This window comes from Mycobacterium sp. NGS29 (assembly GCF_059812965.1).
On record NZ_JCALDR010000024.1, the window covers coordinates 35,351 to 55,585 of the forward strand.

Annotated in this window: 22 protein-coding genes and 3 pseudogenes; 8 read left to right on the top strand and 17 right to left on the bottom strand. The window is 66.7% G+C overall.

Annotated elements, in window-relative coordinates; translation table 11 throughout:
* Positions 1 to 80 precede the first annotated feature (80 nt).
* The 5 genes and pseudogenes from AC5Y5Z_RS23385 to AC5Y5Z_RS23405 all read right to left on the bottom strand — a co-directional run bounded on the left by AC5Y5Z_RS23385 (position 81) and on the right by AC5Y5Z_RS23405 (position 3,262).
* The gene (locus tag AC5Y5Z_RS23385) at positions 81 to 497 is read right to left on the bottom strand and encodes an arsenate-mycothiol transferase ArsC (protein ID WP_120795212.1); all 417 of its coding nucleotides are present in this window, start codon (positions 495 to 497) and stop codon (positions 81 to 83) included.
* Positions 498 to 527: 30 nt separating this feature from the next.
* Positions 528 to 1,196 carry an arsenate reductase ArsC gene (locus AC5Y5Z_RS23390; protein WP_120795211.1) on the bottom strand — a complete coding sequence of 223 codons (669 nt, stop codon included), beginning with the start codon at positions 1,194 to 1,196 and terminating at the stop codon, positions 528 to 530.
* A gap of 39 nt (positions 1,197 to 1,235) precedes the next feature.
* Positions 1,236 to 2,306 (bottom strand): annotated as a pseudogene (gene arsB / locus AC5Y5Z_RS23395) (ACR3 family arsenite efflux transporter); the annotation flags it as partial.
* Entirely contained in the window at positions 2,303 to 2,668 is a 366-nt protein-coding gene (locus AC5Y5Z_RS23400; protein ID WP_120795209.1) for an ArsR/SmtB family transcription factor, read from the bottom strand. The pseudogene arsB and the gene AC5Y5Z_RS23400, both read right to left, overlap by 4 nt.
* A gap of 102 nt (positions 2,669 to 2,770) precedes the next feature.
* Positions 2,771 to 3,262: an ArsI/CadI family heavy metal resistance metalloenzyme gene (locus AC5Y5Z_RS23405; protein ID WP_120795208.1), complete on the bottom strand. Its 492-nt coding sequence runs from the start codon at positions 3,260 to 3,262 to the stop codon at positions 2,771 to 2,773.
* Between the two features lie 101 nt (positions 3,263 to 3,363).
* On the opposite strand from AC5Y5Z_RS23405, the gene AC5Y5Z_RS23410 reads away from it, so the two are divergent.
* A complete protein-coding gene (locus AC5Y5Z_RS23410; protein WP_120795252.1) occupies positions 3,364 to 3,723 on the top strand; it encodes an Rv2640c family ArsR-like transcriptional regulator in 360 nt (119 codons plus the stop codon).
* Between the two features lie 70 nt (positions 3,724 to 3,793).
* Here AC5Y5Z_RS23410 and AC5Y5Z_RS23415 read toward each other — a convergent pair whose 3' ends face one another.
* Positions 3,794 to 4,447 (bottom strand): adenylate/guanylate cyclase domain-containing protein, encoded by a 654-nt coding sequence (locus AC5Y5Z_RS23415; RefSeq protein ID WP_120795207.1) that lies wholly within the window; start codon positions 4,445 to 4,447, stop codon positions 3,794 to 3,796.
* Complete coding sequence (locus tag AC5Y5Z_RS23420) at positions 4,444 to 5,112, bottom strand: methyltransferase family protein (protein WP_240743954.1); 669 nt, start codon at positions 5,110 to 5,112, stop codon at positions 4,444 to 4,446. Before AC5Y5Z_RS23420 ends, AC5Y5Z_RS23415 begins: the two co-directional genes overlap by 4 nt.
* Positions 5,113 to 5,187: 75 nt before the next feature.
* Here AC5Y5Z_RS23420 and AC5Y5Z_RS23425 point away from each other — a divergent pair, with 75 nt between their 5' ends.
* The 7 genes from AC5Y5Z_RS23425 to AC5Y5Z_RS23455 all read left to right on the top strand — a co-directional run bounded on the left by AC5Y5Z_RS23425 (position 5,188) and on the right by AC5Y5Z_RS23455 (position 9,690).
* On the top strand, positions 5,188 to 5,559 hold the full coding sequence (locus AC5Y5Z_RS23425; RefSeq protein WP_120795206.1) for an ArsR/SmtB family transcription factor: 372 nt from the start codon (positions 5,188 to 5,190) through the stop codon (positions 5,557 to 5,559).
* A complete protein-coding gene (locus AC5Y5Z_RS23430; RefSeq protein WP_240743953.1) occupies positions 5,556 to 7,511 on the top strand; it encodes a heavy metal translocating P-type ATPase in 1,956 nt (651 codons plus the stop codon). Before AC5Y5Z_RS23425 ends, AC5Y5Z_RS23430 begins: the two co-directional genes overlap by 4 nt.
* Positions 7,512 to 7,646: 135 nt before the next feature.
* The gene (locus tag AC5Y5Z_RS23435) at positions 7,647 to 7,988 is read left to right on the top strand and encodes a hypothetical protein (protein WP_120795205.1); all 342 of its coding nucleotides are present in this window, start codon (positions 7,647 to 7,649) and stop codon (positions 7,986 to 7,988) included.
* The gene (locus AC5Y5Z_RS23440) at positions 7,985 to 8,464 is read left to right on the top strand and encodes a MerR family transcriptional regulator (RefSeq protein ID WP_120795204.1); all 480 of its coding nucleotides are present in this window, start codon (positions 7,985 to 7,987) and stop codon (positions 8,462 to 8,464) included. Before AC5Y5Z_RS23435 ends, AC5Y5Z_RS23440 begins: the two co-directional genes overlap by 4 nt.
* An 11-nt stretch (positions 8,465 to 8,475) precedes the next feature.
* The gene (locus AC5Y5Z_RS23445; RefSeq protein ID WP_120795203.1) at positions 8,476 to 8,808 is read left to right on the top strand and encodes a YnfA family protein; all 333 of its coding nucleotides are present in this window, start codon (positions 8,476 to 8,478) and stop codon (positions 8,806 to 8,808) included.
* 26 nt (positions 8,809 to 8,834) lie between these two features.
* Positions 8,835 to 9,200: a SpoIIAA family protein gene (locus AC5Y5Z_RS23450; protein ID WP_120795202.1), complete on the top strand. Its 366-nt coding sequence runs from the start codon at positions 8,835 to 8,837 to the stop codon at positions 9,198 to 9,200.
* Between the two features lie 181 nt (positions 9,201 to 9,381).
* Positions 9,382 to 9,690, top strand: coding sequence for a hypothetical protein (locus tag AC5Y5Z_RS23455; RefSeq protein WP_133438355.1), 309 nt, complete (start codon positions 9,382 to 9,384; stop codon positions 9,688 to 9,690).
* 208 nt (positions 9,691 to 9,898) lie between these two features.
* Here AC5Y5Z_RS23455 and AC5Y5Z_RS23460 read toward each other — a convergent pair whose 3' ends face one another.
* The 10 genes and pseudogenes from AC5Y5Z_RS23460 to AC5Y5Z_RS23505 all read right to left on the bottom strand — a co-directional run bounded on the left by AC5Y5Z_RS23460 (position 9,899) and on the right by AC5Y5Z_RS23505 (position 19,995).
* A complete protein-coding gene (locus AC5Y5Z_RS23460) occupies positions 9,899 to 10,330 on the bottom strand; it encodes a transposase (RefSeq protein ID WP_120795200.1) in 432 nt (143 codons plus the stop codon).
* Between the two features lie 2 nt (positions 10,331 to 10,332).
* Positions 10,333 to 10,983 (bottom strand): annotated as a pseudogene (locus AC5Y5Z_RS23465) (tyrosine-type recombinase/integrase); the annotation flags it as partial.
* Between the two features lie 17 nt (positions 10,984 to 11,000).
* Positions 11,001 to 12,170 carry a hypothetical protein gene (locus tag AC5Y5Z_RS23470; RefSeq protein WP_499927810.1) on the bottom strand — a complete coding sequence of 390 codons (1,170 nt, stop codon included), beginning with the start codon at positions 12,168 to 12,170 and terminating at the stop codon, positions 11,001 to 11,003.
* 509 nt (positions 12,171 to 12,679) lie between these two features.
* Positions 12,680 to 13,030, bottom strand: a complete 351-nt coding sequence (locus AC5Y5Z_RS23475; protein ID WP_499927812.1) for a helix-turn-helix domain-containing protein — start codon at positions 13,028 to 13,030, stop codon at positions 12,680 to 12,682.
* 28 nt (positions 13,031 to 13,058) lie between these two features.
* Positions 13,059 to 13,721: an MAE_28990/MAE_18760 family HEPN-like nuclease gene (locus tag AC5Y5Z_RS23480; protein ID WP_499927814.1), complete on the bottom strand. Its 663-nt coding sequence runs from the start codon at positions 13,719 to 13,721 to the stop codon at positions 13,059 to 13,061.
* Positions 13,722 to 13,761: 40 nt separating this feature from the next.
* The gene (locus tag AC5Y5Z_RS23485) at positions 13,762 to 14,889 is read right to left on the bottom strand and encodes a tyrosine-type recombinase/integrase (RefSeq protein WP_499927816.1); all 1,128 of its coding nucleotides are present in this window, start codon (positions 14,887 to 14,889) and stop codon (positions 13,762 to 13,764) included.
* A gap of 197 nt (positions 14,890 to 15,086) precedes the next feature.
* Positions 15,087 to 16,712 (bottom strand): annotated as a pseudogene (locus AC5Y5Z_RS23490) (site-specific integrase); the annotation flags it as partial.
* Between the two features lie 64 nt (positions 16,713 to 16,776).
* Positions 16,777 to 17,931: a tyrosine-type recombinase/integrase gene (locus tag AC5Y5Z_RS23495; protein ID WP_499919408.1), complete on the bottom strand. Its 1,155-nt coding sequence runs from the start codon at positions 17,929 to 17,931 to the stop codon at positions 16,777 to 16,779.
* A 26-nt stretch (positions 17,932 to 17,957) separates the two neighbouring features.
* Positions 17,958 to 19,208 carry an ImmA/IrrE family metallo-endopeptidase gene (locus AC5Y5Z_RS23500; protein ID WP_120795196.1) on the bottom strand — a complete coding sequence of 417 codons (1,251 nt, stop codon included), beginning with the start codon at positions 19,206 to 19,208 and terminating at the stop codon, positions 17,958 to 17,960.
* Between the two features lie 49 nt (positions 19,209 to 19,257).
* On the bottom strand, positions 19,258 to 19,995 hold the full coding sequence (locus AC5Y5Z_RS23505; protein ID WP_011855061.1) for a hypothetical protein: 738 nt from the start codon (positions 19,993 to 19,995) through the stop codon (positions 19,258 to 19,260).
* Between the last annotated feature and the right edge of the window lie 240 nt (positions 19,996 to 20,235).

Below are 20,235 nucleotides of genomic sequence, written 5' to 3' on the forward strand. Positions count from 1 at the left end.
AATGATGGGTTGGATCCGGACGACACGAGCGTTGTTGCCGCGATTGATTTGGTGCGGTGGGAGTTGTCGTTGCTTCTCGGTCAGGACGATTGACTGCTGAGCTCGTCGGCGAGGGCCTGGACGCGGGTGTTGATGTCGTCGCGGATGATTCGCATGCGCTGGATGCCGTCGATACCGCGTAGGGAGGGTTCGTCGGTATCCCAGCGTTGAATGCGGGTGCCGGGGTGGTCGGCGAGGTGGGCTTGGCTGCCGACGATGATAACCAGGTCGGCATCGTCGATCATCTGGTCGGTCAGTTGGGTGGGCTGATGGTAGGTGATGTCGACGCCAACTTCGGCCAGCACCTGCGCTGAGAGAGCGTTGACCGCGGTCTTGGCGTGCGTGCCGGCCGAGGCGATGTGGATGTTGGGTGCGGAGAGGTGGCGCATGAGTCCGGCGGCCATGACGGATTTTCCGGCGTTACTTACGCAGACGAACAACACAGATATGTCAGCCATAATGGTTGTGTCCCTTGGGGTTTTCGTCGGCTAGTTGGTGACGGGCACGTTGAGTTGGGCCAGCAGCTGGTGGATGCGTTGGTCGATCTGGTCGCGGATCGGGCGGACAGCGTCGAGGCCTTGGCGGGCCGGGTCGGGCAGTTCCCAGTTTTCGTAGCGTTTTCCGGGGAAGATCGGGCAGGCGTCGCCGCAGCCCATGGTGATGACGACGTCGGCGGCTTGCACGATTTCGTCGGTCCAGGGTTTGGGGTATTCGCCGGTGATGTCGATGCCGACTTCACGCATGGCTTCGATGGCGGCGGGGTTGATCTCGTTGCCGGGTTCGGATCCGCCCGACCAGGCGAGCGCGTTGTCGCCGGCGTAGTGGGTGAAGAACCCGAGTGCCATTTGGGAGCGGCCGGCGTTGTGGGTGCAGAGGAACAGCACGGTGGGTTTGCCGTCGCTGATCTTGCCTTCGACCCGTGCGAGGGCGTGCAGGCGTTGGCGGGCGAATCGTTCGGCCAGCAGGGGCAGGAAGTTGGCAATGGTGGCGCGGCTGGCGAATTGGTCATACGAGGAGCCGAGATACCGTTCGATGGTTTCGGTGCCGAACGTGTCGGCGAACTCAGATTCCAGCCGGGTGGCGGCAGTTTTCAGCGCGAGTTGTTGGTCGATGGAAAGGTCACCGCGTAGCTGATGGGTCACGGGGCTGTCGGTCATGGTCGATCATTCCGTTCTCGTCGAGCCGGTGGTGGGCACGTGTTGGGAGGTGTGATGGTGGAACCGTTTCCGCAGGGCTAGCGAGACATAGACCAGGGCGACCAGTACCGGAACCTCGATGAGTGGGCCGACCACCCCGGCCAGGGCTTGGCCGGAGGTGGCCCCGTAGGTGGCTATCGCCACCGCGATGGCGAGTTCGAAGTTGTTGCCGGCGGCGGTGAATGCCAGCGTTGTTGTGCGCTCGTAGCCGAGATCCAGCAGCGTGCCGAGCAGGTAGCCCCCGCCCCACATGATCGCGAAGTAGGCCAACAATGGGAGGGCGATGCGGGCTACGTCCCACGGTTGGTGGGTGATCTGATCGCCTTGCAGGGCAAAGAGAATCACGATGGTGAACAGCAGCCCGTAGAGCGCCCACGGCCCGATCCGCGGCAGGAACTTCGACTCATACCACTGGCGGCCCTTCGTCTTTTCTCCGAGGCGCCGCGAGAGGTAGCCGGCGGCCAGTGGGATGCCGAGGAAGATGAGCACGGATTTGGCGATCTGCCAGGGTGAGGTGTCGATGGTGGTTTGTTGCAGGCCGAGCCAGCCGGGCAGCACCGTGAGGTAGAACCAGCCCAGCACGGCGAACATGATGACCTGGAAGATCGAGTTCAAGGCGACCAGGACGGCGGCGGCTTCACGGTCGCCGCAGGCCAGGTCGTTCCAGATGATGACCATGGCGATGCAGCGGGCCAGGCCGACGATGATCAGGCCGGTGCGGTATTCGGGCAGATCCGGTAGCAGCAGCCAGGCCAGGGCGAACATCAGCGCCGGGCCGAGCACCCAGTTCAACACCAGTGAGGAGAGCAGCAGTTTGCGGTCGCCGGTGACGGTGTCGAGGCGGTCGTAGCGGACTTTAGCCAGCACCGGATACATCATGATCAACAACCCGAGCGCGATCGGCAGTGAAATGCCGTCGATCTGAACCTTGTCCAGCGCGCTGTTCAGGCCGGGGATCCAGCGCCCCAGCAGCAGCCCGGCGACCATCGCCGCGCCGATCCAGACCGGCAGGAACCGATCCAGGGTGGAGAGCTTGCCGACCGGTGTCGACGTCGTGGCGGTGTCGGTCATGCCGGCACCCCAGCCGAGGTGCCGAGCAGGACGGTCAGGCTGGCCAGCGCGTCGGGCACGACCGCGTAGTACACCCACGACGCTCGACGCTCCGATGTCAGCAGGCCGGCGTCGCGCAGGACTTTGAGGTGATGGCTCACCGTGGGCTGGGAGACCTCCACCCCGACCGAGATGTCACAGACGCAGGCCTCGCCGCCGGCGTGGCTGGCGATCGCCGAAAACAGCTGCAGCCGCACCGGATCGGCCAGGGCTTTGAGCTTGACCACCATATCGATGGCCTCAGCTGCTGTGAGGGGTTCGCGCAGCAGGGCCCCGGGTGGGCAGCACGTCTCGTCGTCGACCTGGACCGGTGATTTCGACATACATCAATATTGATACTCATCGAATCCATCGTCAAGTCGGGTGGTCGATCGCGGAGGGCCCACCATCATGGCGATGGTGGGCCCTTGGTGCCGCGAGTTGGGTCAGCAGCAGGACGTGGTCTTGGCCGTTTCAGGCTCGGCCTCTGCGGCAGCGGTGCCGCCACAGCAGACGCCACCACCCTGGTCAGCCTCGCCGCCGGCGAGCAGCTGGGGACTGGTGCCGAACGTCTCGGAGTCGGCCAGCACGGTGTAGACCTCCCATTTCTCGCCGGCCGGGCCGGTGACCCAGACCTTGTCCTGGGTGGCAAAACAACAGGTGGTGCCGATCTCCTCGTCGGTGAACAGGCCTTCGCCGGTCAGTCGGGCGATCTCGGCGTGCACCTTCTCGCTGGACTCGACCTCGACACCGAGGTGGTTGATGGTGCCGCCCTTGCCGGGGTTTTCCAGCAGCACCAGCTTCAGTGCCGGCTCGGTCACCGCGAAGTTGGCGTAGCCGGGCTTCACCTTGGCCGGGGAAATGCCAAACAGTTTGGTGTAGAACGTGATCGCCTCGTCGAGATCGTCGACGTTGAGCGCTAACTGAACACGGGACATGATCCACCTCCACTGAGGATGAGACATATATCGAACTGACGCGTCCCGCTCAGAATGCCACCTTTTCGATATATGTCAAGAATTGTGGCAGGATGGTTGTCATGCCCAAAGCGTTGCCCGTGATCGACATGTCCGCCCCGGTGTGCTGCGCCCCGGTGGCCGCCGGGCCGCTCAGCGACGCCGATGCCCTGGAGGTGGCGATGCGGCTGAAGGCGCTGGCCGACCCGGTACGGGTGAAGATCATGTCGCTGATGTTCAGTTCGCGCCCCGGGGGGGAGACCAGCGCGCATCTGGCCGCGGTGCTCGATCTGGCCGAATCCACCGTGAGTCATCACCTCGGGCAGCTGCGTAAGGCCGGGCTGGTGATCTCCGATCGGCGCGGCATGAACGTTTTTCACCGGGTGAAACCCGAAGCCCTGCAAGCCCTGTGCGTGGTGCTCGACCCGAACTGCTGCACGTAGCCCAAGGGGCGCTGTCGGGGTTGCTTTCGAGGGGTGCGGTCACCGTGGTGAATAGCCCCGCGGCGGGCCGTCACGAGTGGCGCGGCGAAGGGTCGGCGCAGTCGGCCGAGCAGAACCACCAATCCCGGCCGCCGTGGTGGCGGTGAGCGGGTGCGGTCGCCGGGTCGATACGCATGCCGCAGACCGGGTCACGCGGATAACGGGCCGCGGCCAGCGCGATCCGGTGCAGCGGGACCGCGGTGGTGATATTGCGCAGCACCGGCGCACCGATCGGTGTGGTGGGCAACCCGATCCCGGTGGCCGCCGGCACGATCGCGTCGGTCAGCACCGCGTCGCCGGCGCCGGCCAGGGCGGTGATGCGGGCGGCGATATTGACCGCATGCCCAAAGAAATCGCCGCCGCGGCCGATGGCGGGCCCGTGGTGGATGCCGGCCTGTATCGGCAGAAATCCGTCGGCAGCGGCCACCCGGTCGGCCAGGACGGTGATCGTGGCCATCATCTGGCTGGGGGTGGCGGCGGCCAGCATGACCGCATCCCCAATCGTCTTCACCACCTGCACCCCGGGCCCGAGGGCGGCGTGGGCGAGGTCGGCCAGCCGCGCCGCCAACTGGGCGGCCTCCCGATCGCCGCAGGCCTCGGTGAGCACGCTGTAGCCGGCCAAGTCGACGAAGGCCACCGTCACCTCCACCGTGGTGAAGTCAATGGTGGTGTCGGGCAACATCATTGGCCCCGCATCATCTGACGATCGCGGATGCGGCCGATCCACGGCAGGAAGCGGCCCACCGTAGCGGCGTAATCGGTGTAGGCGCGGCCATGGACCCGGCGCAGATAGGGTTCCTCCACCCCACGCACCTGCACCTCGATCCCTACGACCGCGATCACCAGCCCGGCGATCGCCACCAGGTTGCCCACCATCAGCGCCAGGCCGATCAAGGTGACCAGCAGCGCGGTGAAGATCGGGTTGCGCACCAGCGCGAACGGGCCGGTGGTGACCAGCTCGGTGGTTTCGGTGTCGTCGACCCCGATCCGCCACGACGCCCCCAACCCCAACTGCGCGACCAAGGTCAGCACGATCCCGCCGGCCACCACCACGACCCCGAACCCCTGCACCCATCCGCGGTCGAAAACGCCCAGGGCAGACAGGCCGGCCAGGGCGGCGGCCGGTGCCCCGACCCCCACCAGCAGATACCCCACATCGGCGACCGCCAGCGCCCACCACTCCAGCGTCGGCTCGGGGCGCCAACCGCGCCGGTTGCCGCTGTCACCGGTGCGGGCCAGCTGAATCCGGCGCCGCCACGCCCCGATCACCAGCATCAACACCACAAACAAGCCCAGCGCCGCATAGGCCATCGCGCACGCCCCCTTCCCGGCCGGCTTGACCAAACCCACCCCGGCATCGTTGCTTGGCGATGTTGCCCGGCTTGACCGATCAATGATGTGTGACGCTATCATCGTCGTGTGGCGATGAAAAGTGGTGTGGTCGAGGCCCCGGTGTGCGGGAGCTTGGATGCGGCGACGGCGTTGTTTCACAGCCTGTCCGATGGCACCCGGTTGGCGATCCTGCGGCGGCTGGCCGTGGGTGAGGCCCGGGTGGTGGATCTGACCGGCGAGCTGGGGTTGGCGCAGTCGACGGTGTCGGCGCATCTGGCCTGCCTGCGCGACTGCGGCCTGGTCGATTACCGGCCGCAGGGCCGGGCCTCGGTGTACCGGCTGGCCCGCCCGGAGCTGTTGGAGATGTTTCGCGCCGCCGAAGCGGTGCTGGAGGCCACCGGCAACGCGGTCGCGTTGTGCCCCAACTACGGCCACCCCACCACGCGGAAGAAGGCAACACGATGAGCGAAGCGTGCGGCTGCGGCAACGACCGCGACGAGGACGAACGCGAACCCGAACGGCTCTGGGAGGTCAGCGAACTACGCGCCGCCGCCGCGGCCGGGGTGCTGCTGCTGGCCGGCTACGTCGTGGGCTGGACCGACGGGCCGCGGCCGATCGAAATCGGCCTGTACGCGCTGGCGTTGGCGATCGGGGCTGCGACGTTCGTGCCCTCGACCGTGCGGCGGCTGGCCAAAGGCCAGATCGGGGTCGGCACGCTGATGACGATCGCCGCGGTCGGCGCGGTGATCCTCGGCGAGGTCGGCGAGGCCGCCATGCTGGCGTTCCTGTTCTCGATCAGCGAGGGGCTGGAAGAATACTCACTGGCCCGCACCCGCCGCGGCCTGCGCGCATTGCTGTCACTGGTGCCCGATCAGGCCACCGTCCTGCGCGACGGCACCGAAACGGTCGTTGCGCCCAACGAGTTGCGGGTCGGCGATCGGATGCTGGTCAAACCCGGCGAACGGGTCGCCACCGACGGCACCATCGTGTCGGGGCGCACCGCACTGGATGTTTCGGCGATCACCGGCGAATCCGTACCGGTGGAAGCCGGGCCCGGCGGTGAGGTGTTCGCCGGGTCGATCAACGGCACCGGCGTGCTGGAGGTCGAGGTCACCAGCACCGCCGCGGATAACTCCCTGGCCCGCATCGTGGCCATCGTGGAAGCCGAACAATCCCGTAAAGGTGAAGCCCAGCGCCTGGCCGACCGCATCGCCAAACCCCTCGTCCCGGCCATCATGATCGCCGCCGCCGCGATCGCTGCCATCGGGTCAATCCTGGGTGATCCGGTGGTGTGGATCGAACGCGCCCTGGTGGTACTGGTCGCCGCGTCGCCGTGCGCGCTGGCGATTTCGGTGCCGGTCACCGTGGTCGCGGCGATCGGCGCGGCCAGCAAGCTCGGTGTCCTGGTCAAAGGCGGCGCCGCGCTGGAAGCCCTCGGCGCGGTGCGCACCATCGCCCTGGATAAGACCGGCACCCTGACCGCCAACAAACCCACCGTCATCGACGTGGCCACCACCAACGGGGCCACCCGCGAACAGGTGCTCGACGTGGCGGCCGGGTTGGAGGCGCGCAGCGAACATCCCCTGGCCGCAGCGATCCTCGCCGCCACCGATGGCCCGGTCCGCCCGGCCGAGGATGTCGAAGCGGTCACCGGCGCCGGGCTCACCGGCCACCGTGACGGCCGCCGGCTGCGGCTCGGGAGACCCGGCTGGCTCGATGCCGGCCCGCTGGCCGACCAGGTCGCCGCGATGCAGGCCGGCGGCGCCACCGCGGTCCTCGTCGAAGACCACGACCACCTGATCGGCGCGATCGCGGTGCGTGACGAACTGCGCCCCGAAGCCGCCCACGTCGTCGCGGCGCTGCGCCGCGGCGGCTATCGGGTGGCGATGTTGACCGGCGACAACCCAGCGACCGCGACCGCCCTCGCTGAACAGGTCGGGATCGACACCGTGCATGCCGACCTGCGACCCGAAGACAAAGCCGCCCTGATCGCTCAACTGCGCCAACAACAATCGACCGCCATGGTCGGTGACGGCGTCAACGACGCTCCCGCCCTGGCGACTGCCGACCTGGGCATCGCCATGGGGGCGATGGGCACCGACGTGGCCATCGAAACCGCCGACGTCGCCCTCATGGGCGAAGACCTGCGCCACCTCACCCAAGCCCTCGATCACGCCCGCCGGGCCCGGCGCATCATGCTGCAAAACGTCGGACTCTCCTTGGGCTTGATCACCGTACTCATCCCGCTGGCCCTCACCGGAATATTGGGGTTGGCCGCCGTCGTCGCGGTGCACGAACTCGCCGAGATCGTCGTCATCGCCAACGGCGTCCGCGCTGGGCGCACCAAACCCCTCGACGAGGAGATCGCTGCCGCCCAGCCGGCCACCGCACCAGCGCCAACCGCAACGATCCGTTGACCGTCGCGCCCGAACACCGAAAAGATGGTGGTCAGGTGCTGTGGTGGGGTGCTGCCCCGGTCGAGCACGGCGTGCCAGCGTGCCTGGCCATGCAGGGTTGCATTCCGTACCTAGGTACAGGTTTATCGTCGAGCTATGGCGTTCGATGAACCCCCCGGCTGGGTGCCCGAGTCGTGTTCGTTACCGACGGCCGAGCAACCGCTGCGGGTGGCCGAGTTCGACCGGTTGTTCGGTCAAGCAGTGCTGGGTTGGGACCGACCCAGTGCCACCCGGTTGGACCTGGCCCTGGCCGCCGATGCCGAGGACGACGCCCGTGACCTGGCCGCGCGTGAAGTCGGCTGCTGCTCGTTCTTCGGCTTCGAGTTCGACTCGGACGGGTCGAATGTGGTCATGCGCATCGAGGTGCCGCCGTCGCGGGCCGAGGTGCTTGATGCCGTGACCGAGCGGGTCGCAGCAGCTGTGCGGGGCCCACGGTGAACGGGACGGGATTGCGCAGCGGGCAGGTCGCGGCCGCGGCGGGGGTGAACATTGAGACGCTGCGCTATTACGAGCGCCGCGGTCTGCTGCGTGAGCCGCAACGGTCGCTGGGTGGGCATCGGCTGTATCCGCCGGAAACGGTCACCATGATGCGGGTGATCAAAGCCGCCCAGCGTTTGGGCTTCACCCTCGACGAAGTCGCCGAATTGTTGGCCGCCACCCGCCTCGGTGGCCGTTCTGATGTGGGGCTGCAGGCACGGGCCGCGGCCAAGCTGGCCGAGGTCGACGAGAAATTGGTCGAGCTGACCGCGGTGCGCGACACGCTGCGCGCCGCGCTGGCCGCCGGCTGTGACGATCTCCTGGCATGCGTCGAGAGTCCTTGCTGCCCACTGCCATTCACTACCGGGAACGATAGCGCGATGGGAGGTGGCACCCAGGGGTGCTGCAGCCCCTCAACGTCGGGCCCGATCGCCTAGGGTCACCGATCATGGTGGTGCGTTCAATCCTGTTATTCGTGCTGGCCGCGGTAGCCGAGATCGGCGGTGCGTGGCTGGTATGGCAAGGCGTCCGCGAACAACGCGGCTGGCTGTGGGCCGGGCTGGGAGTGATCGCGCTCGGCGTCTACGGGTTTGTCGCTACCCTGCAGCCCGACGCTCACTTCGGCCGGATTCTGGCGGCCTACGGTGGGGTGTTCGTCGCGGGATCGCTGGTCTGGGGCATGGCGCTGGATGGGTTTCGGCCCGATCGCTGGGATGTGATCGGGGCCCTGGTCTGCATGGCCGGGGTGGCGGTGATCATGTACGCACCCCGCGCACACTGACACCCTCTTCACGAGGCGGTGAGGCTGTGATCGAGTTCCTGCCGGACACGACCGGCAATGTCGTCGGGATCAGTTTTCGCGGCAAGCTGTACCGAGGGAGCTACCGCGACGTGCTCGCGCCGCGCATCGAGTCGTTGTTGGAGCGCTTCGCGTCACTGCGGGTGTTGATCCTCATCGACGAATCGTTTAGGGGCTGGAGTGTTCCCGCGGCGTGGGCCAACACGGTTTTCGACGTCAAGCACCGACGGGACTTCGACAAGATCGCCATGGTGGGTGCCCCGACATGGGAGGAATGGTGCGTAAAAGCACCCGCTACGTTGCTGCTGCGCGGCGAACTGCGGACTTTCCCCCGCAGTCAACTCAACCAGGCATGGGAGTGGCTGCACTCATAGCCACCCGTTCGTCGATTCGTCGACTCGGCCACTGCCTCACCTCAGACGACAGTCGACCGACGACGATTGCGGTTCCGCAGACGGGATCGTCGAACTGAGCTCTTCCAGAAATGGCTCGACGACACCAGGCAACGTCGAACGTCAATCCGCGGCATCCGGCGACGTGGGTGAACCATCCGGTGTGGCAGCCAATTTCGCTCGCACCGGCCGCTGCCACCTCGTCAGCGGGTTGCTCGGCAATCGCCGAACTCACCCACCAGCCGCCCTGGCCGAGCAGCAGCGACAACTCCCACCGCACAACAGCAACCGCCATCACCACCTGCTCGTCATCCGGATCAACACCCTCATCCACGAGCGCCGGGCGCTCCTCAGCATCCACACCCCATCGGACAGCCAACCCGCCGCTCCGGTTGCCGACCAGACCCGCACGGCAACGGTGACGCCACTACACATCCCCGCCACCCACGGCGGTCACCAGCGAGAACGTTGACTCGCGCCCGACCGCCGACCGAGAGTTCGAAAACACCGGCAACCGACCATCAAGGACATCCCTACAGATAACACTGTCGCTCACGATCAGAACCAATCCCTTACCCCGTCAGCGACAGTCAAGGACACCGCAATACGGCCAACAGGTAACCCCGCTCCTGTTTTGCCGGGCGCAGCTCGACCATTTCGCCGGGGTTGGGCTGCCGGTGTCATCCTTGCCGGGCGGTGCCGTGCTCACCGGTGGCGCCCAGGCGGTGGATTTCACCGTGGGCGGCGGCCAGGTCGTGTTTGAGCTGTTTGATTTCGGCTTTGAGTGCGCTGATGGTGGTTTCGTAGCCGCGTTTTTGGGTGCGCAGCTGTTCACGCAGCGCTGCGGTGACACTCGAGGGCGTCGCGGCGTTGTCGGGGGCCGCGGTGCTCAGCCGTGGCGCAGGAGTGTTGGCGGCGGCTTTGACCTCGGCCAGCAGGTCGGCGTGGTTGTAGATGGTCTTGCGGGAGACATCGGCGTAGCGGGCCAGGGCGTTGGGGTTGATGGTCAGGCCTTTGCGTTGCATTTCGCGCAGCGCCTTTTTGATCTTGGCGCGGGCTTGGTTGCGGCTCTTGGTCGAAGCACGGCGCAGCCCGTCGAGGGAACGGGGCATACTCACCGCCCGCCGGGGCGTGGGCGCGGTTGGCCGGCCTTGTCGAGAGCCGACTGGTGTGCCCCGCGGGTCTGGATCTGCAGCAGCGGCAACCGAGGCGCGGTCCCCGCGCCGGCCACCGATCCCTGCCCTGGTGTCTGCCCGGGTGTGTTGAGGCGATCGATGATGGCCTGCAGCGAGGCGATTTCGCGGCGCCGCTCGATGATCCAGATGTTGTCGTCGGTCAGCTCGCGTCCGGCGCGTGCCCGGTACTGCTCACGGCGGGTGGCGATCAGTGCTTCGGTGGCGGCCAATTGCGCACGCAACTCGCCCAGATGCGTGGCGTCGGTGGCGAAATGCCCGCACGATAGACAGGCGTTGCCCTTGTCGCAGGTCTTCAGCGGCGGCAGCAGACACACCCCGTTGGGTAGCACCCGGTCGGTGCGCGCGGCCAGCTGAGTCATCTCGTAGATGTCGTGCGGGGCGATATCCACCTCGGCGCCATGTGCACCGATCTTTTTGTGCTTGAGGAATTCTGCTTCGGCGGTGGCTGCCAGGGTGGCCGCATACCGGGCGGTCATCTCCGGGCTCTTATGCCCGAGGTAGCGCTGAACGACGTGAAACGGGACGCCGTCGTTGAAACTGGTGAACGGCGTTGATCGCTTATGTCGAATACCGGTCAGGAAGCGTGTCATCGCACTGTCTCGAAGGAGCTGGACGCGGTCTGAGCCCGCGTTCGGGCGATCTCGGCGGAATAGTTGGACCAGTCGCCCCCGGCTGCGTGTGCCCAGTCGGCGGCGGTGGTGGCGTGTATGCCGAGCAGGTCGGCGAGCACGGCCGCGGGGACGGTGCTGGCGAGTTTCAACATTGCGGCGCGTCGGCCGGTTTGGCAGTCAATTCCAAGTTGGGCGAGGCGTTGACCCAATCGTGCCGGGGTGATCGGTCGACTAGGGAGGTGTCCGGGGAACAGCCAGTTGCTGTCGGGTGGCGCGGCGATGCTGGTGTGTCGGCGGGGTGCATCGAGGTGGGCGCGCACGAATCCGGCTAGAGGCTCGGCGATTTCGACGTCGCCGGTTCCGAATCGGATCGATAGGCTGTCGCCGCGGTCGTGTACCTGGCTGCGTGTCATTGTCGCGATACGGGAGAGCTGTTGGCCGTAGAGCAGCACGAAGCTGCCTGCGACCCGATCGACGGTGGCGATGTCGGGGTCATGCAGCAGCCGCTGGGCGAGGCTCCAATAGTCCTGCTCGCTAAGGGCAGGTCCTTCGCAGTGGGCGGCATCCGCAAGGGTCAGCGGTGGGGTGAGCTTGCGGGCAGCCGTCCAGCCGAGGAAGTCGGCGACTTCGCGGCGCAACGTGGGTGGGCCGGTCAGCAGCCACTGGTCGACGTCGGCCTGTCGGAGCTGGCTGAGCTTGATGGCGTTGTCGCGCAAGCACTCCAGCAGCGCGATCGCGGCCCGCAGGCGCAGGGTCGCATGTCCGGTGGCCGCGGTCGAGGTGGGTCGGGCACGGGCGCGTCCACGAGCACGGTGCAGGATCCGCCAAGTGGCATAGGCGGTCAGCGTGCGCCGGTCCTCTCCGACGGGGACCCGCTCAAGCAGGTCCGCAACTTTCCGCTCGAGCCTGGCCAGTGGTTCGTCACGCGGTGGTAGGACGTCGTGGGCCACGAGCACGGCGCGCAGATAATCGGCGGCTCGTCGGGTCGGGTGAGCATCGAGGGCCTCGTGGGTCAGCGCGACGTCGCCGCGCGCGAGCGCGGCCAGAATCGCAGCCCCCGCTCCCTTGCGCAGCCAGTTCAGCGCGGTCTGTGGGGTGCTCGTCGCCACGATGGCGTCGCGTACCGCGGCGAGCTTCCTGGGCACGATGCCGCTGGGGTCTGCGAGCAGCTCATCGGTGCGCCGCTCCAGCGTGCATCGGGCGCAGTAGCCGCGGGTGTAGAGCTTGTCTTCGGCGCCGCAGCTGGTGCAGACGTGCCCGGCGGGTCCGGCGCCCGAACAAGCGGCGCAGGTATTTGCGCCCGGCCCGGGCGGGGCGACCAGACGCTGGTGGCGCCCGCAGACGGTGCACGTGCCGGCCCGACGCAGCGCGGCGGTGTAGCACGGGTCGCAGATCGGACCCTCGGGCCAGCGCGCGGCTGCGGGCCGAGTAGCGCCGCAGTGGGCGCACTGGCTGGTCCGGCGTGGCCGGCAACGACTACATATCGGCCGCCCGGCTGCGACTCCGCTGCAGGGGCGTTCGTCGCCGCAGACCGAGCAGACGGCGGTCGGCGGCCGCCAGCAGCTCGAGCAGATGTCGGGTCCATCTGAGCTGGCGCGCTGGGAGATTGGCCGCACCCGCCCGCACCGGCCACAGAGCCGGGCGGGGCCGGCGCTCACTTGGGTTCCTCAGTGTCGGCGATGATGCGGGCGCGTTTGGGTCGTAGCTCACGTGTAACTGATTGCACCACAGTAGCTTTCGTGCCTGATACGCGTTTGGCGCCGGATTTGGATTCAACCACAGGCTCAATCAGATCGGAGGGGGTGCACTCCAGGATGTCGCACAAAGCGGCCAACGTGTGCAGCGACAACCGTTCCGGCGTGCCCGCCGCCAGGCGGTAGACCTGCTCGCGGGACAACACAACGCCGCGTTCGGCCAGCAGCGGCCCTAACTCGGTGGTGGCGAACATGCCTTGTTCGGCCATTCGCAATCGCAGACGCCACCGGTAGCTCACGGTCCGGCTCATCGCGAGCTCCCTTGCGGTATACGATCTTTCACCATGGCTTTGTCCCAGTGCTGGTAGTGATCACCTCAGCAACTCGCGTCTCGGTTCGGGTGGTGAGCCGCTTGACATGGTTGTAGTACTCGTTGACCTGCTGCTTCGTCACGCTGGTACCTGCTGATCCCCGATGAGCTATTTCACCCCGGAGTGTCACGAACGCATCGAGCTTCTTTGCGGCGGCGTCAGCCCTCATTCCCGGCCAATACCAAGCCTTCGCGACGTTCGCAACACCGACAGCATTCTTGAACAGATCGGTAATTTGGGAGGTCTTCGGCGTGTTCAGCTTTCTGTTCCGCTCCGCCTGGAGCTTCGTGAGTCGGGACGACAACACTGTCCGCCAGCCGTCGCCGGCCAGTCGCCATACGGCTAGATCGTGCTGGTCGGTCTTGAGTTCTTGGGCAACAAGTTTCCGCAACTCCGATGGCAGTCCGTCTGCCTTTGTCGAATGCTTGACGAGATGGTCGAGCGCTTCCGCGGCGAGATCTTCGCAAAACGCCTCCCAGAAGGCCGTGAGGAGCACGAACGCGGACTTGTGAAGCGCCTCGACCTTCCACTTCCGGCCACGGCCTTCGGGCGTAATATCGCTGTGGATCTCAAGGAGGCGCTCGATGTCCTCGCAGTTCTCTATGAACGCCGTTTGAGCCTGGCTGGTCATCGCACCGTCCCTCTACTAGCGAAGTGGATTACGACCGAACTCATCGCAAATTTCCTTGCGGCGCAGCGACAAACGCCCGATCCACAGCCGCACGCAGCATCCGGTTAGCGTGATCTGCGCCGACCGTGGTGTAGCCGGCCGTCGTCGATGCCCATGAATGCCCGGCCTGGCGCTGTACGAATGTCGGATCGACGCCGTCTTCGATCAGATGCGAAATGTAGGAATGGCGCAGGCAGTGGGGCGTGAGATTCTCTGGCAGGCCGGCGCCTGCCCGGTAGACGGCGAACCGCTCGTCGACCTGGCGCACCGAAATCCGCTCGCCCCGTTCGGTGAGAAACAGCGCGGGACGAGCGGCGGCGGCATAGCAGGGCCGGATCTCGGTCACGTACTCTTCGACCACCTCCGCCACCCAGGGCATCACCGTCGCCACCTGTCGCCGTCGCGGTGGAGACCCGCGCATCGCCTTGCCGTAACGCACCGCCAGTGTGCCGAATCGACCCAACTCTGGAACCGCTGGGTTGGTGGTGAAGTCGGCCACATCGAGCATCGCCGCCTCCCGCCGGCGAAGGCCAAAGGCGTACGTCACCTTGAAAAGTGTCGCGTCGCGAAATGCCGCCAACCAGCCCTTGCGACCGGTCGCGCCGACCGCGCCCACCCGGGCATCGGCGTAATCGAAGAACGCCTGCAACTCCGCGCGGGTGAACGGGCGTCGTCCCGGCCTGCCTTCGTAGTCGGCGACATGCACCGCGGTGTTCCACTCGTGGCAGATCTGTACCGGATGTGTCCCGAACCGGGCCTCGCATTCGGTCGTCCAGCCATAGCGGGCGTCGACGACATAGTCCAGGAAGCACGCCACCGCACCCTGATAGGAGCGGATCGTGGTGTGTGCGTGGCCATTACGCGACAGCAGGCTACTGGTCCAGTCCTCCACATCGCTCGCCGTCCAGCCCCAGGGAAACCCATCGGTGAACTCGGCGAATCGGCGCACGATCCGCTCCCGCCACAGCACCGTTGCTTCCGCAAGCAGCCTGCTGCGCTGCTGCGCCCGCCACCCGGCAAGCATCGCGTCGAACACAGTCCGCTCGGGGTGCAACAGTGCCGGACCCTGCACCAGTACCAGCCGTGCCGAACCAGCCAGATTGCCATGCTGTCGTGCTTGTTCCGCCATCCCCACGCAACCTTCCCAAGGCCCAAACCGATGCCTCAGCGTTGCACCAAATGCATCTAAGTGACGGGACGCCGAGCATCAACGCAGCTCACGGGGCGTGTCAGCCGCGAGTCCGATCGACTCCGTGGACTACGGCAAATGCCCAGATCGCCGCTGCCACAACGTTCTCCCTGGCCGCCGAATGATGCATCTGATGCAATTCCGCGCAGATGTAGCTCGGTGGCCCGGGTATGGCGCAGCCGATGGGTTTGGGTGAACCGCAGCGGCCGGCCCGCGTGATCGGTCATCGAGTGCATTGCGTCGAGCTTTTCCAGCATCGTGCGGTAGGTGGTGTAGGGCCGCGGCCGCTGGCCGCGGTATTGGTTTTTCAGCCCCAGAAACAGATACCGCGGATTCAGTTGCGGGTAGGTGGCTTTGAGCCAGTCTTGCTGTTCGGTGATGATGTCGACGACGGCCTGCTCCACCAGGATGGTCGGGATGACCCCGTCGACTTTGGTCTGCTGATAGCGCAGCCGGGCCACGAACGCCGCACTGTCGGGTTGGCTGCCCACGGGACGGTCGTGTCCGGGAATCGCCTCAAGCGGGTCGTGGTCGAGCATGAGGATTTCGGAGGCGCGCCGCCCGGTCAGCGCTTGCAGCAGCCACACCCGCGCGGCCTGCGGATCGCCCAGGCCCGGCAGGACGGTCAGATTCCCATCCGCCCGGGTCAGCACCACCTTGGCCTTGGCATCGGCGGCCAGCACGTCCAGGTAGGTCAGCATGCGCTGCAGATCCCCGGTCGAATACCAAGTCAGGTCGCGTTCACCGCGGCGCCGGCGCGGAGCGTTCAGCGGCGACCACAACGCGGTGTGGGTCAGCGTGGCTTGGCGCCACCGGGGGTTGCCGGTGGCGGTGGCCGCTTCGGCGGCGTGATCGTGCATGAACGTGTAGAACGCCTGGGTTTGGGCTTGCAGGCTGGCCACGGTGCCCGCGGTCAAACGGTGCGAGTGGGTGGCGGCCTGCGGGGAGCGCAGATACTCCAGGTAATCGACGAACACCTGCCGCAACCGATCGGGATCGGTACTGAACAGGGGGTCGTCGAGGTGGCCGTGGCTGCGGGTGAACCGGCCCAGCTGCGATCCCAGATTGCGGCACCGGTCGGTGACCGAGGACCAGGTCAGCAGATCGTAGGTCAAGGCGCTGCGCAGCCAGAACCGCAATCCTTCACGCAGCCAGGCCGGTTCGATGCCGCGCAGCCGGACCGTCTTGTCGTGGCTGGGTTCATGATCGCGTTGCGGAATCCGCGGATCAGCACGCAGATCCCAGATGTCATGCGACCACCACGGGGCCTCGGTGCAGCGCACCGCCACGCTCAGGTGCAGATGCTCGATCAGGTGGCCGATGTTGCGCCGCGAACCGGCCGAGGGCAACCGGTGGTTGCGCCGTTCAAACACCAGCGTGGCCTGCCGCATCATCTCGGTCGGGTCCAGCTCAGCGACGCTGACCGGCGAAGACCCGGTGCGACTGGTGTGCTCGGCGATTGCGCCCGGCAGCGCGCGGGCCAGCCAGCCCAGCAGCGACGGCTCGATCTTGCGCAGCTGTTGATCCCAGCACAGCCACACCCACCAGGCGATCTCCTGGCCGAAACGCACCGGCGCACCCATCGGTGTGTAGTCGCGTTCGGTCTCGGCGTATTCGGGGCGGCGGTACTGGCTTGCGAAGACGAACACCTCGTCAAACGGGGCGGTGGCGATCCGGTAGACCGAGCGCCGCCACGGTGTGGGAACCCGAGCCCACTGCGCTTCCCACGGGTGCGCGGCCCCCAGCGGTCCCGCCCCGGTCACCGCCGCCGGCGGATCAGTCGGAGGAATCATGGTGCACGCCTTTCCATCCGGCCACGTAGTTGCGTCACTGAGCCAGGGTGCGCATCTCGGCGTCCTCGGTGACCCACCCGTAGGTCGACAGCGTGGTCTGAATGTCGGCATGACCCAGCCGGCGCATCACCACATGCGGCGGGGCGCCCGAGAGCAGCAGCGCGGTGGCATGGGTGTGGCGCAGCCAGTGCGGCGTCCACTGCCGCGGCAGCGCAGGGCACCGATAGGTCAGGGAATCGACTTTGGCGTAGACGGTTTCGGGTCGCGTCGGGGCGAACCGCTGGCCACGGACCAGGTTGACGAACACAAAATGGGTGTCCAGATCCGGCACCACCAGATCGGCCCCGCGGTCCACCAGATGCCACACATATGCCGAATACAGTGCCTCCAGGTCATCCCCGATATAGATCCGGCGGGCCCGCAGCGTCTTACCGCGCACCCCGCGCGGATGGTCCTGGCGCGCGGCCACATCGATAAACGGTGTGCCCCCGGCGCCGATATGAAAATCCTGGTGCCGCAACGACAACGCCTCACCCAGGCGCATCCCGGTCTCGGCCAGCACCGCGAACAGCAACCGGTCCCGCAACCCCGAGTCCGGCCCCGACCACTGCTGCCCACTCTGGGTGGCGCAGCCGTCGAGGATCGCGCTGACCTGGGCGGGCAACAACACCGGTGTCGCCGCCCGGTTGCCGCGGCGCACCGTGTAGACCGGTCGGTCCTTGACCCGCGGCGACCCCACCCCGGCCAGCATCGGCACATACCGTGACCGGGAGCGCTTGCCGCGACTGATGAACAGCCGCTGATACGGCCCAGCCAGGCCGTGCGCATCGGCATGGAAGCGATAGCACGCCAGCACCGCCGCCGCCCGCAACTGCGTGCTCGCCGGACTCAGCCAGCCTTGCGGTGCTCCGATGCGCGCGGTGCCCGGCAGATCGCCGGTGCGCAGATAAGCCAGAAACTGGCCGAACAATCCCGTGGAGATCTCACGCCAATCCGTGCCGGTGTGTTCCAACACCGTCCACCACGCCGCCAACCCGGCCGCATACGCCTTGACGGTGTTCGGCGAGGCCTCATCATCGCGCAGAAACTGCAAGAACTCCTCAGCCGCCCTGACCGGCAGGCCATCGGCGCCCAGCACCGTGTAGGTGTCGGGCCGATCGGTCACAGCAACCCGCTGTGTGCGTGACATCCCCCCGACCGCCCCCGACCGCTTCTCTAGGCCTGCCGGCGGGCCCGTTCAAACGGCACCACGATCTGCCCACCATCACCGGGCCCCTCGCCGTCGCCATCACCGGCACTCTTGACCCGGGCCACCCGAAGCCGAGCCCGCCCCGGGGCGTCACGCTGACCGGCCAACACATCGGCCATCAGATCCGCCGGGAAAATCAGGTTGTGCGCCATCAACGCCTCGGCCGACGCGGTGCCATAGCAGGCCTCGATCCATTTGCGCAGCAACCGCGGCCGCTCCGGCTTACGCGCATCCCAACCCGGCTCGGTCTTACCCCACGTGTGCCCGGTATCGGTGTTGATCCTGGTATACAGCTGCTTCTGCAATGTCTCCGCCCGCGCATTGTCGATCAGCTTCGACTCGCGCAAGTGCAAAATCAACGCCCCCAACGAGATCCGCCACTTCAACTTCACATCGACCAAATCGTTCAAAGTCGGGGCCACCGGAATCTCCGGTGCGATCGCCTCGGCCGGCGCCAACAACTCCGAGGCGAACCGGGAGGCCTCACGCTCCTCCGCATCGCTCACATCGCCATACCGGTGCAACACCAAATGCCCGATCTCATGGGCGATCGTCCAGCGCGTGCGCTCCCAGGAATCCAGTGCCCGCAACAACACCACCGGTCGCTCCCGGTAGGCACCGGTACGCGCCGAGCACCCCAAATGCTTCTCAGTCAACGCTCCGGCCGGATCCTCATCCTCACTGTCCCAGTCGACACTGCCCGAGATACGAGAATGCTTCATCCGCAACACCACTGGAACGCCGGCAGCCTCCAGCTCGTAGGTCAACGACTTGATCGGCACCCCCGGCTCCACGCCCAACCACTGGCGGGCCTGGGCCGCCGCGGTCACCACATCGGTACCCGCCGGCAGCGGCTCCAGACGCACCGCGGGCAACTTGGCCTGCCCGTTGAGCTGATCGAGCAGATCACCCACCACATTGGCGAACACCGCCAGGTACTCCTTCTCGGTGACCCTGGTGGATTTCGGTGCGCGAAACAGCAAGTCGTGAGCGAACACTCGCGATACCGGGGCAGTGGTGAAAAACGCCGCCGGGAACCGCAACAACGTCGCCAGCCGGTTGAACTCGGTAGCATCCAGCAGCGCGGTTTCGGCCTGCTCCAACCGGGTCTGCCGAGGCGAGCGCCACCCCATGTGATCCATCACCGCCGTGCCCGACAGTCGCCGCAACACCCGGGCCTGGCGGACCCGGACGCCGAACACCTCGACGGTTGTCATCGCCGACCACCTCGTCCCCGGTAGCCTCCGGCCGGTAGCACGCCATCGCCTAAGCCCCCGAATCCTCGCCCGCAGAAGGGTTTTCGGGCCACTGCTCGTCGAAGTCGCGGTCGTCCTCGTCGTCCTCGACGTCCTGCTGAGCAATCTCGGCCGCTGTCTTCGGTCGGATCGCCGCCGGCAGATCGACGAACGCCACAATCCGCTCGTCGGACGTGTCGATCTCCTCGACCATCGCCAGGATGCCTCCGGCCACCGACAACCGGCCCGGGGTCTCCCACCAGTACAGGACCAAATCCCAGTTCTGCCCGATCCCCGGCGGGCCCATCACCCGCTGCGACTCCGGCTCGTCGTCGTCGAGCACCATCTGCCGCCCCGGCTTCGGCGCCGGCATCGCCAACTGCTGCACCACCGCCCCGAGCGCCTCGGCCTCCTTCGGCGACATATGGCGCACCCGCGCGAACGCCATATCTGAATCGCCGAATCGCACCGAAACCCCCGGACCCGACGACATCTGCAGTGTCGAATCCGGCCCGCACGATGCGCTCCGCGACGGTGTGCGCGGCGGGTTGTCGAACCGAGAGCGCGCATCGATCGCGTTCATCGCCAACACCCTGGTCCGCACATCCGAACACAGCGTTCCGCCGTGCAACCTCATCGGATCGGGAAACTCTTCTGCCCACGAGGCCAAGGTCTTGTCGAACGCCAGCCCGATCTCGCCCAGCAGCATGGCCAACGCCACACGATGCTGGACCACCAGCCGCCTCAGCAACTCCAACGGAACCGCCATGGCAGAAATTCTGCATGGTTTTACCTACATCACCGGGTAGGCGCGCCGCGTGTCGGGGTGTCATTCTTGGTGCCTCGTCATAATCGAATTCTACATGTGTAAGACGTCAAATGCACTGCAAACACGGCACTTTCGCGCGATTCGCGTCACCAATTCGAGCTCCAAACCCGCACGTGGCCGCACCCCAGGCGGCGCGCGGAGCCTCAGCCCGATGGCGCATGGGCTGGCCGGCCGGAGCGC

Excerpts from the sequence above, each read along its gene's own strand:
- AC5Y5Z_RS23485 (WP_499927816.1), bottom strand. The coding sequence starts at position 14,889 with ATGGCGGAACAAGCACGACAGCATGGCAATCTGGCTGGTTCGGCACGG.
- AC5Y5Z_RS23425 (WP_120795206.1), top strand. The coding sequence starts at position 5,188 with ATGAAAAGTGGTGTGGTCGAGGCCCCGGTGTGCGGGAGCTTGGATGCG.
- AC5Y5Z_RS23495 (WP_499919408.1), bottom strand. The coding sequence starts at position 17,931 with ATGTCACGCACACAGCGGGTTGCTGTGACCGATCGGCCCGACACCTAC.
- AC5Y5Z_RS23405 (WP_120795208.1), bottom strand. The coding sequence starts at position 3,262 with ATGTCCCGTGTTCAGTTAGCGCTCAACGTCGACGATCTCGACGAGGCG.
- AC5Y5Z_RS23445 (WP_120795203.1), top strand. The coding sequence starts at position 8,476 with ATGGTGGTGCGTTCAATCCTGTTATTCGTGCTGGCCGCGGTAGCCGAG.
- AC5Y5Z_RS23475 (WP_499927812.1), bottom strand. The coding sequence starts at position 13,030 with ATGAGCCGGACCGTGAGCTACCGGTGGCGTCTGCGATTGCGAATGGCC.
- AC5Y5Z_RS23480 (WP_499927814.1), bottom strand. The coding sequence starts at position 13,721 with ATGACCAGCCAGGCTCAAACGGCGTTCATAGAGAACTGCGAGGACATC.
- AC5Y5Z_RS23390 (WP_120795211.1), bottom strand. The coding sequence starts at position 1,196 with ATGACCGACAGCCCCGTGACCCATCAGCTACGCGGTGACCTTTCCATC.
- AC5Y5Z_RS23460 (WP_120795200.1), bottom strand. The coding sequence starts at position 10,330 with ATGCCCCGTTCCCTCGACGGGCTGCGCCGTGCTTCGACCAAGAGCCGC.
- AC5Y5Z_RS23500 (WP_120795196.1), bottom strand. The coding sequence starts at position 19,208 with ATGACAACCGTCGAGGTGTTCGGCGTCCGGGTCCGCCAGGCCCGGGTG.
- AC5Y5Z_RS23505 (WP_011855061.1), bottom strand. The coding sequence starts at position 19,995 with ATGGCGGTTCCGTTGGAGTTGCTGAGGCGGCTGGTGGTCCAGCATCGT.
- AC5Y5Z_RS23400 (WP_120795209.1), bottom strand. The coding sequence starts at position 2,668 with ATGTCGAAATCACCGGTCCAGGTCGACGACGAGACGTGCTGCCCACCC.
- AC5Y5Z_RS23415 (WP_120795207.1), bottom strand. The coding sequence starts at position 4,447 with ATGATGTTGCCCGACACCACCATTGACTTCACCACGGTGGAGGTGACG.
- AC5Y5Z_RS23385 (WP_120795212.1), bottom strand. The coding sequence starts at position 497 with ATGGCTGACATATCTGTGTTGTTCGTCTGCGTAAGTAACGCCGGAAAA.
- AC5Y5Z_RS23435 (WP_120795205.1), top strand. The coding sequence starts at position 7,647 with ATGGCGTTCGATGAACCCCCCGGCTGGGTGCCCGAGTCGTGTTCGTTA.
- AC5Y5Z_RS23410 (WP_120795252.1), top strand. The coding sequence starts at position 3,364 with ATGCCCAAAGCGTTGCCCGTGATCGACATGTCCGCCCCGGTGTGCTGC.
- AC5Y5Z_RS23430 (WP_240743953.1), top strand. The coding sequence starts at position 5,556 with ATGAGCGAAGCGTGCGGCTGCGGCAACGACCGCGACGAGGACGAACGC.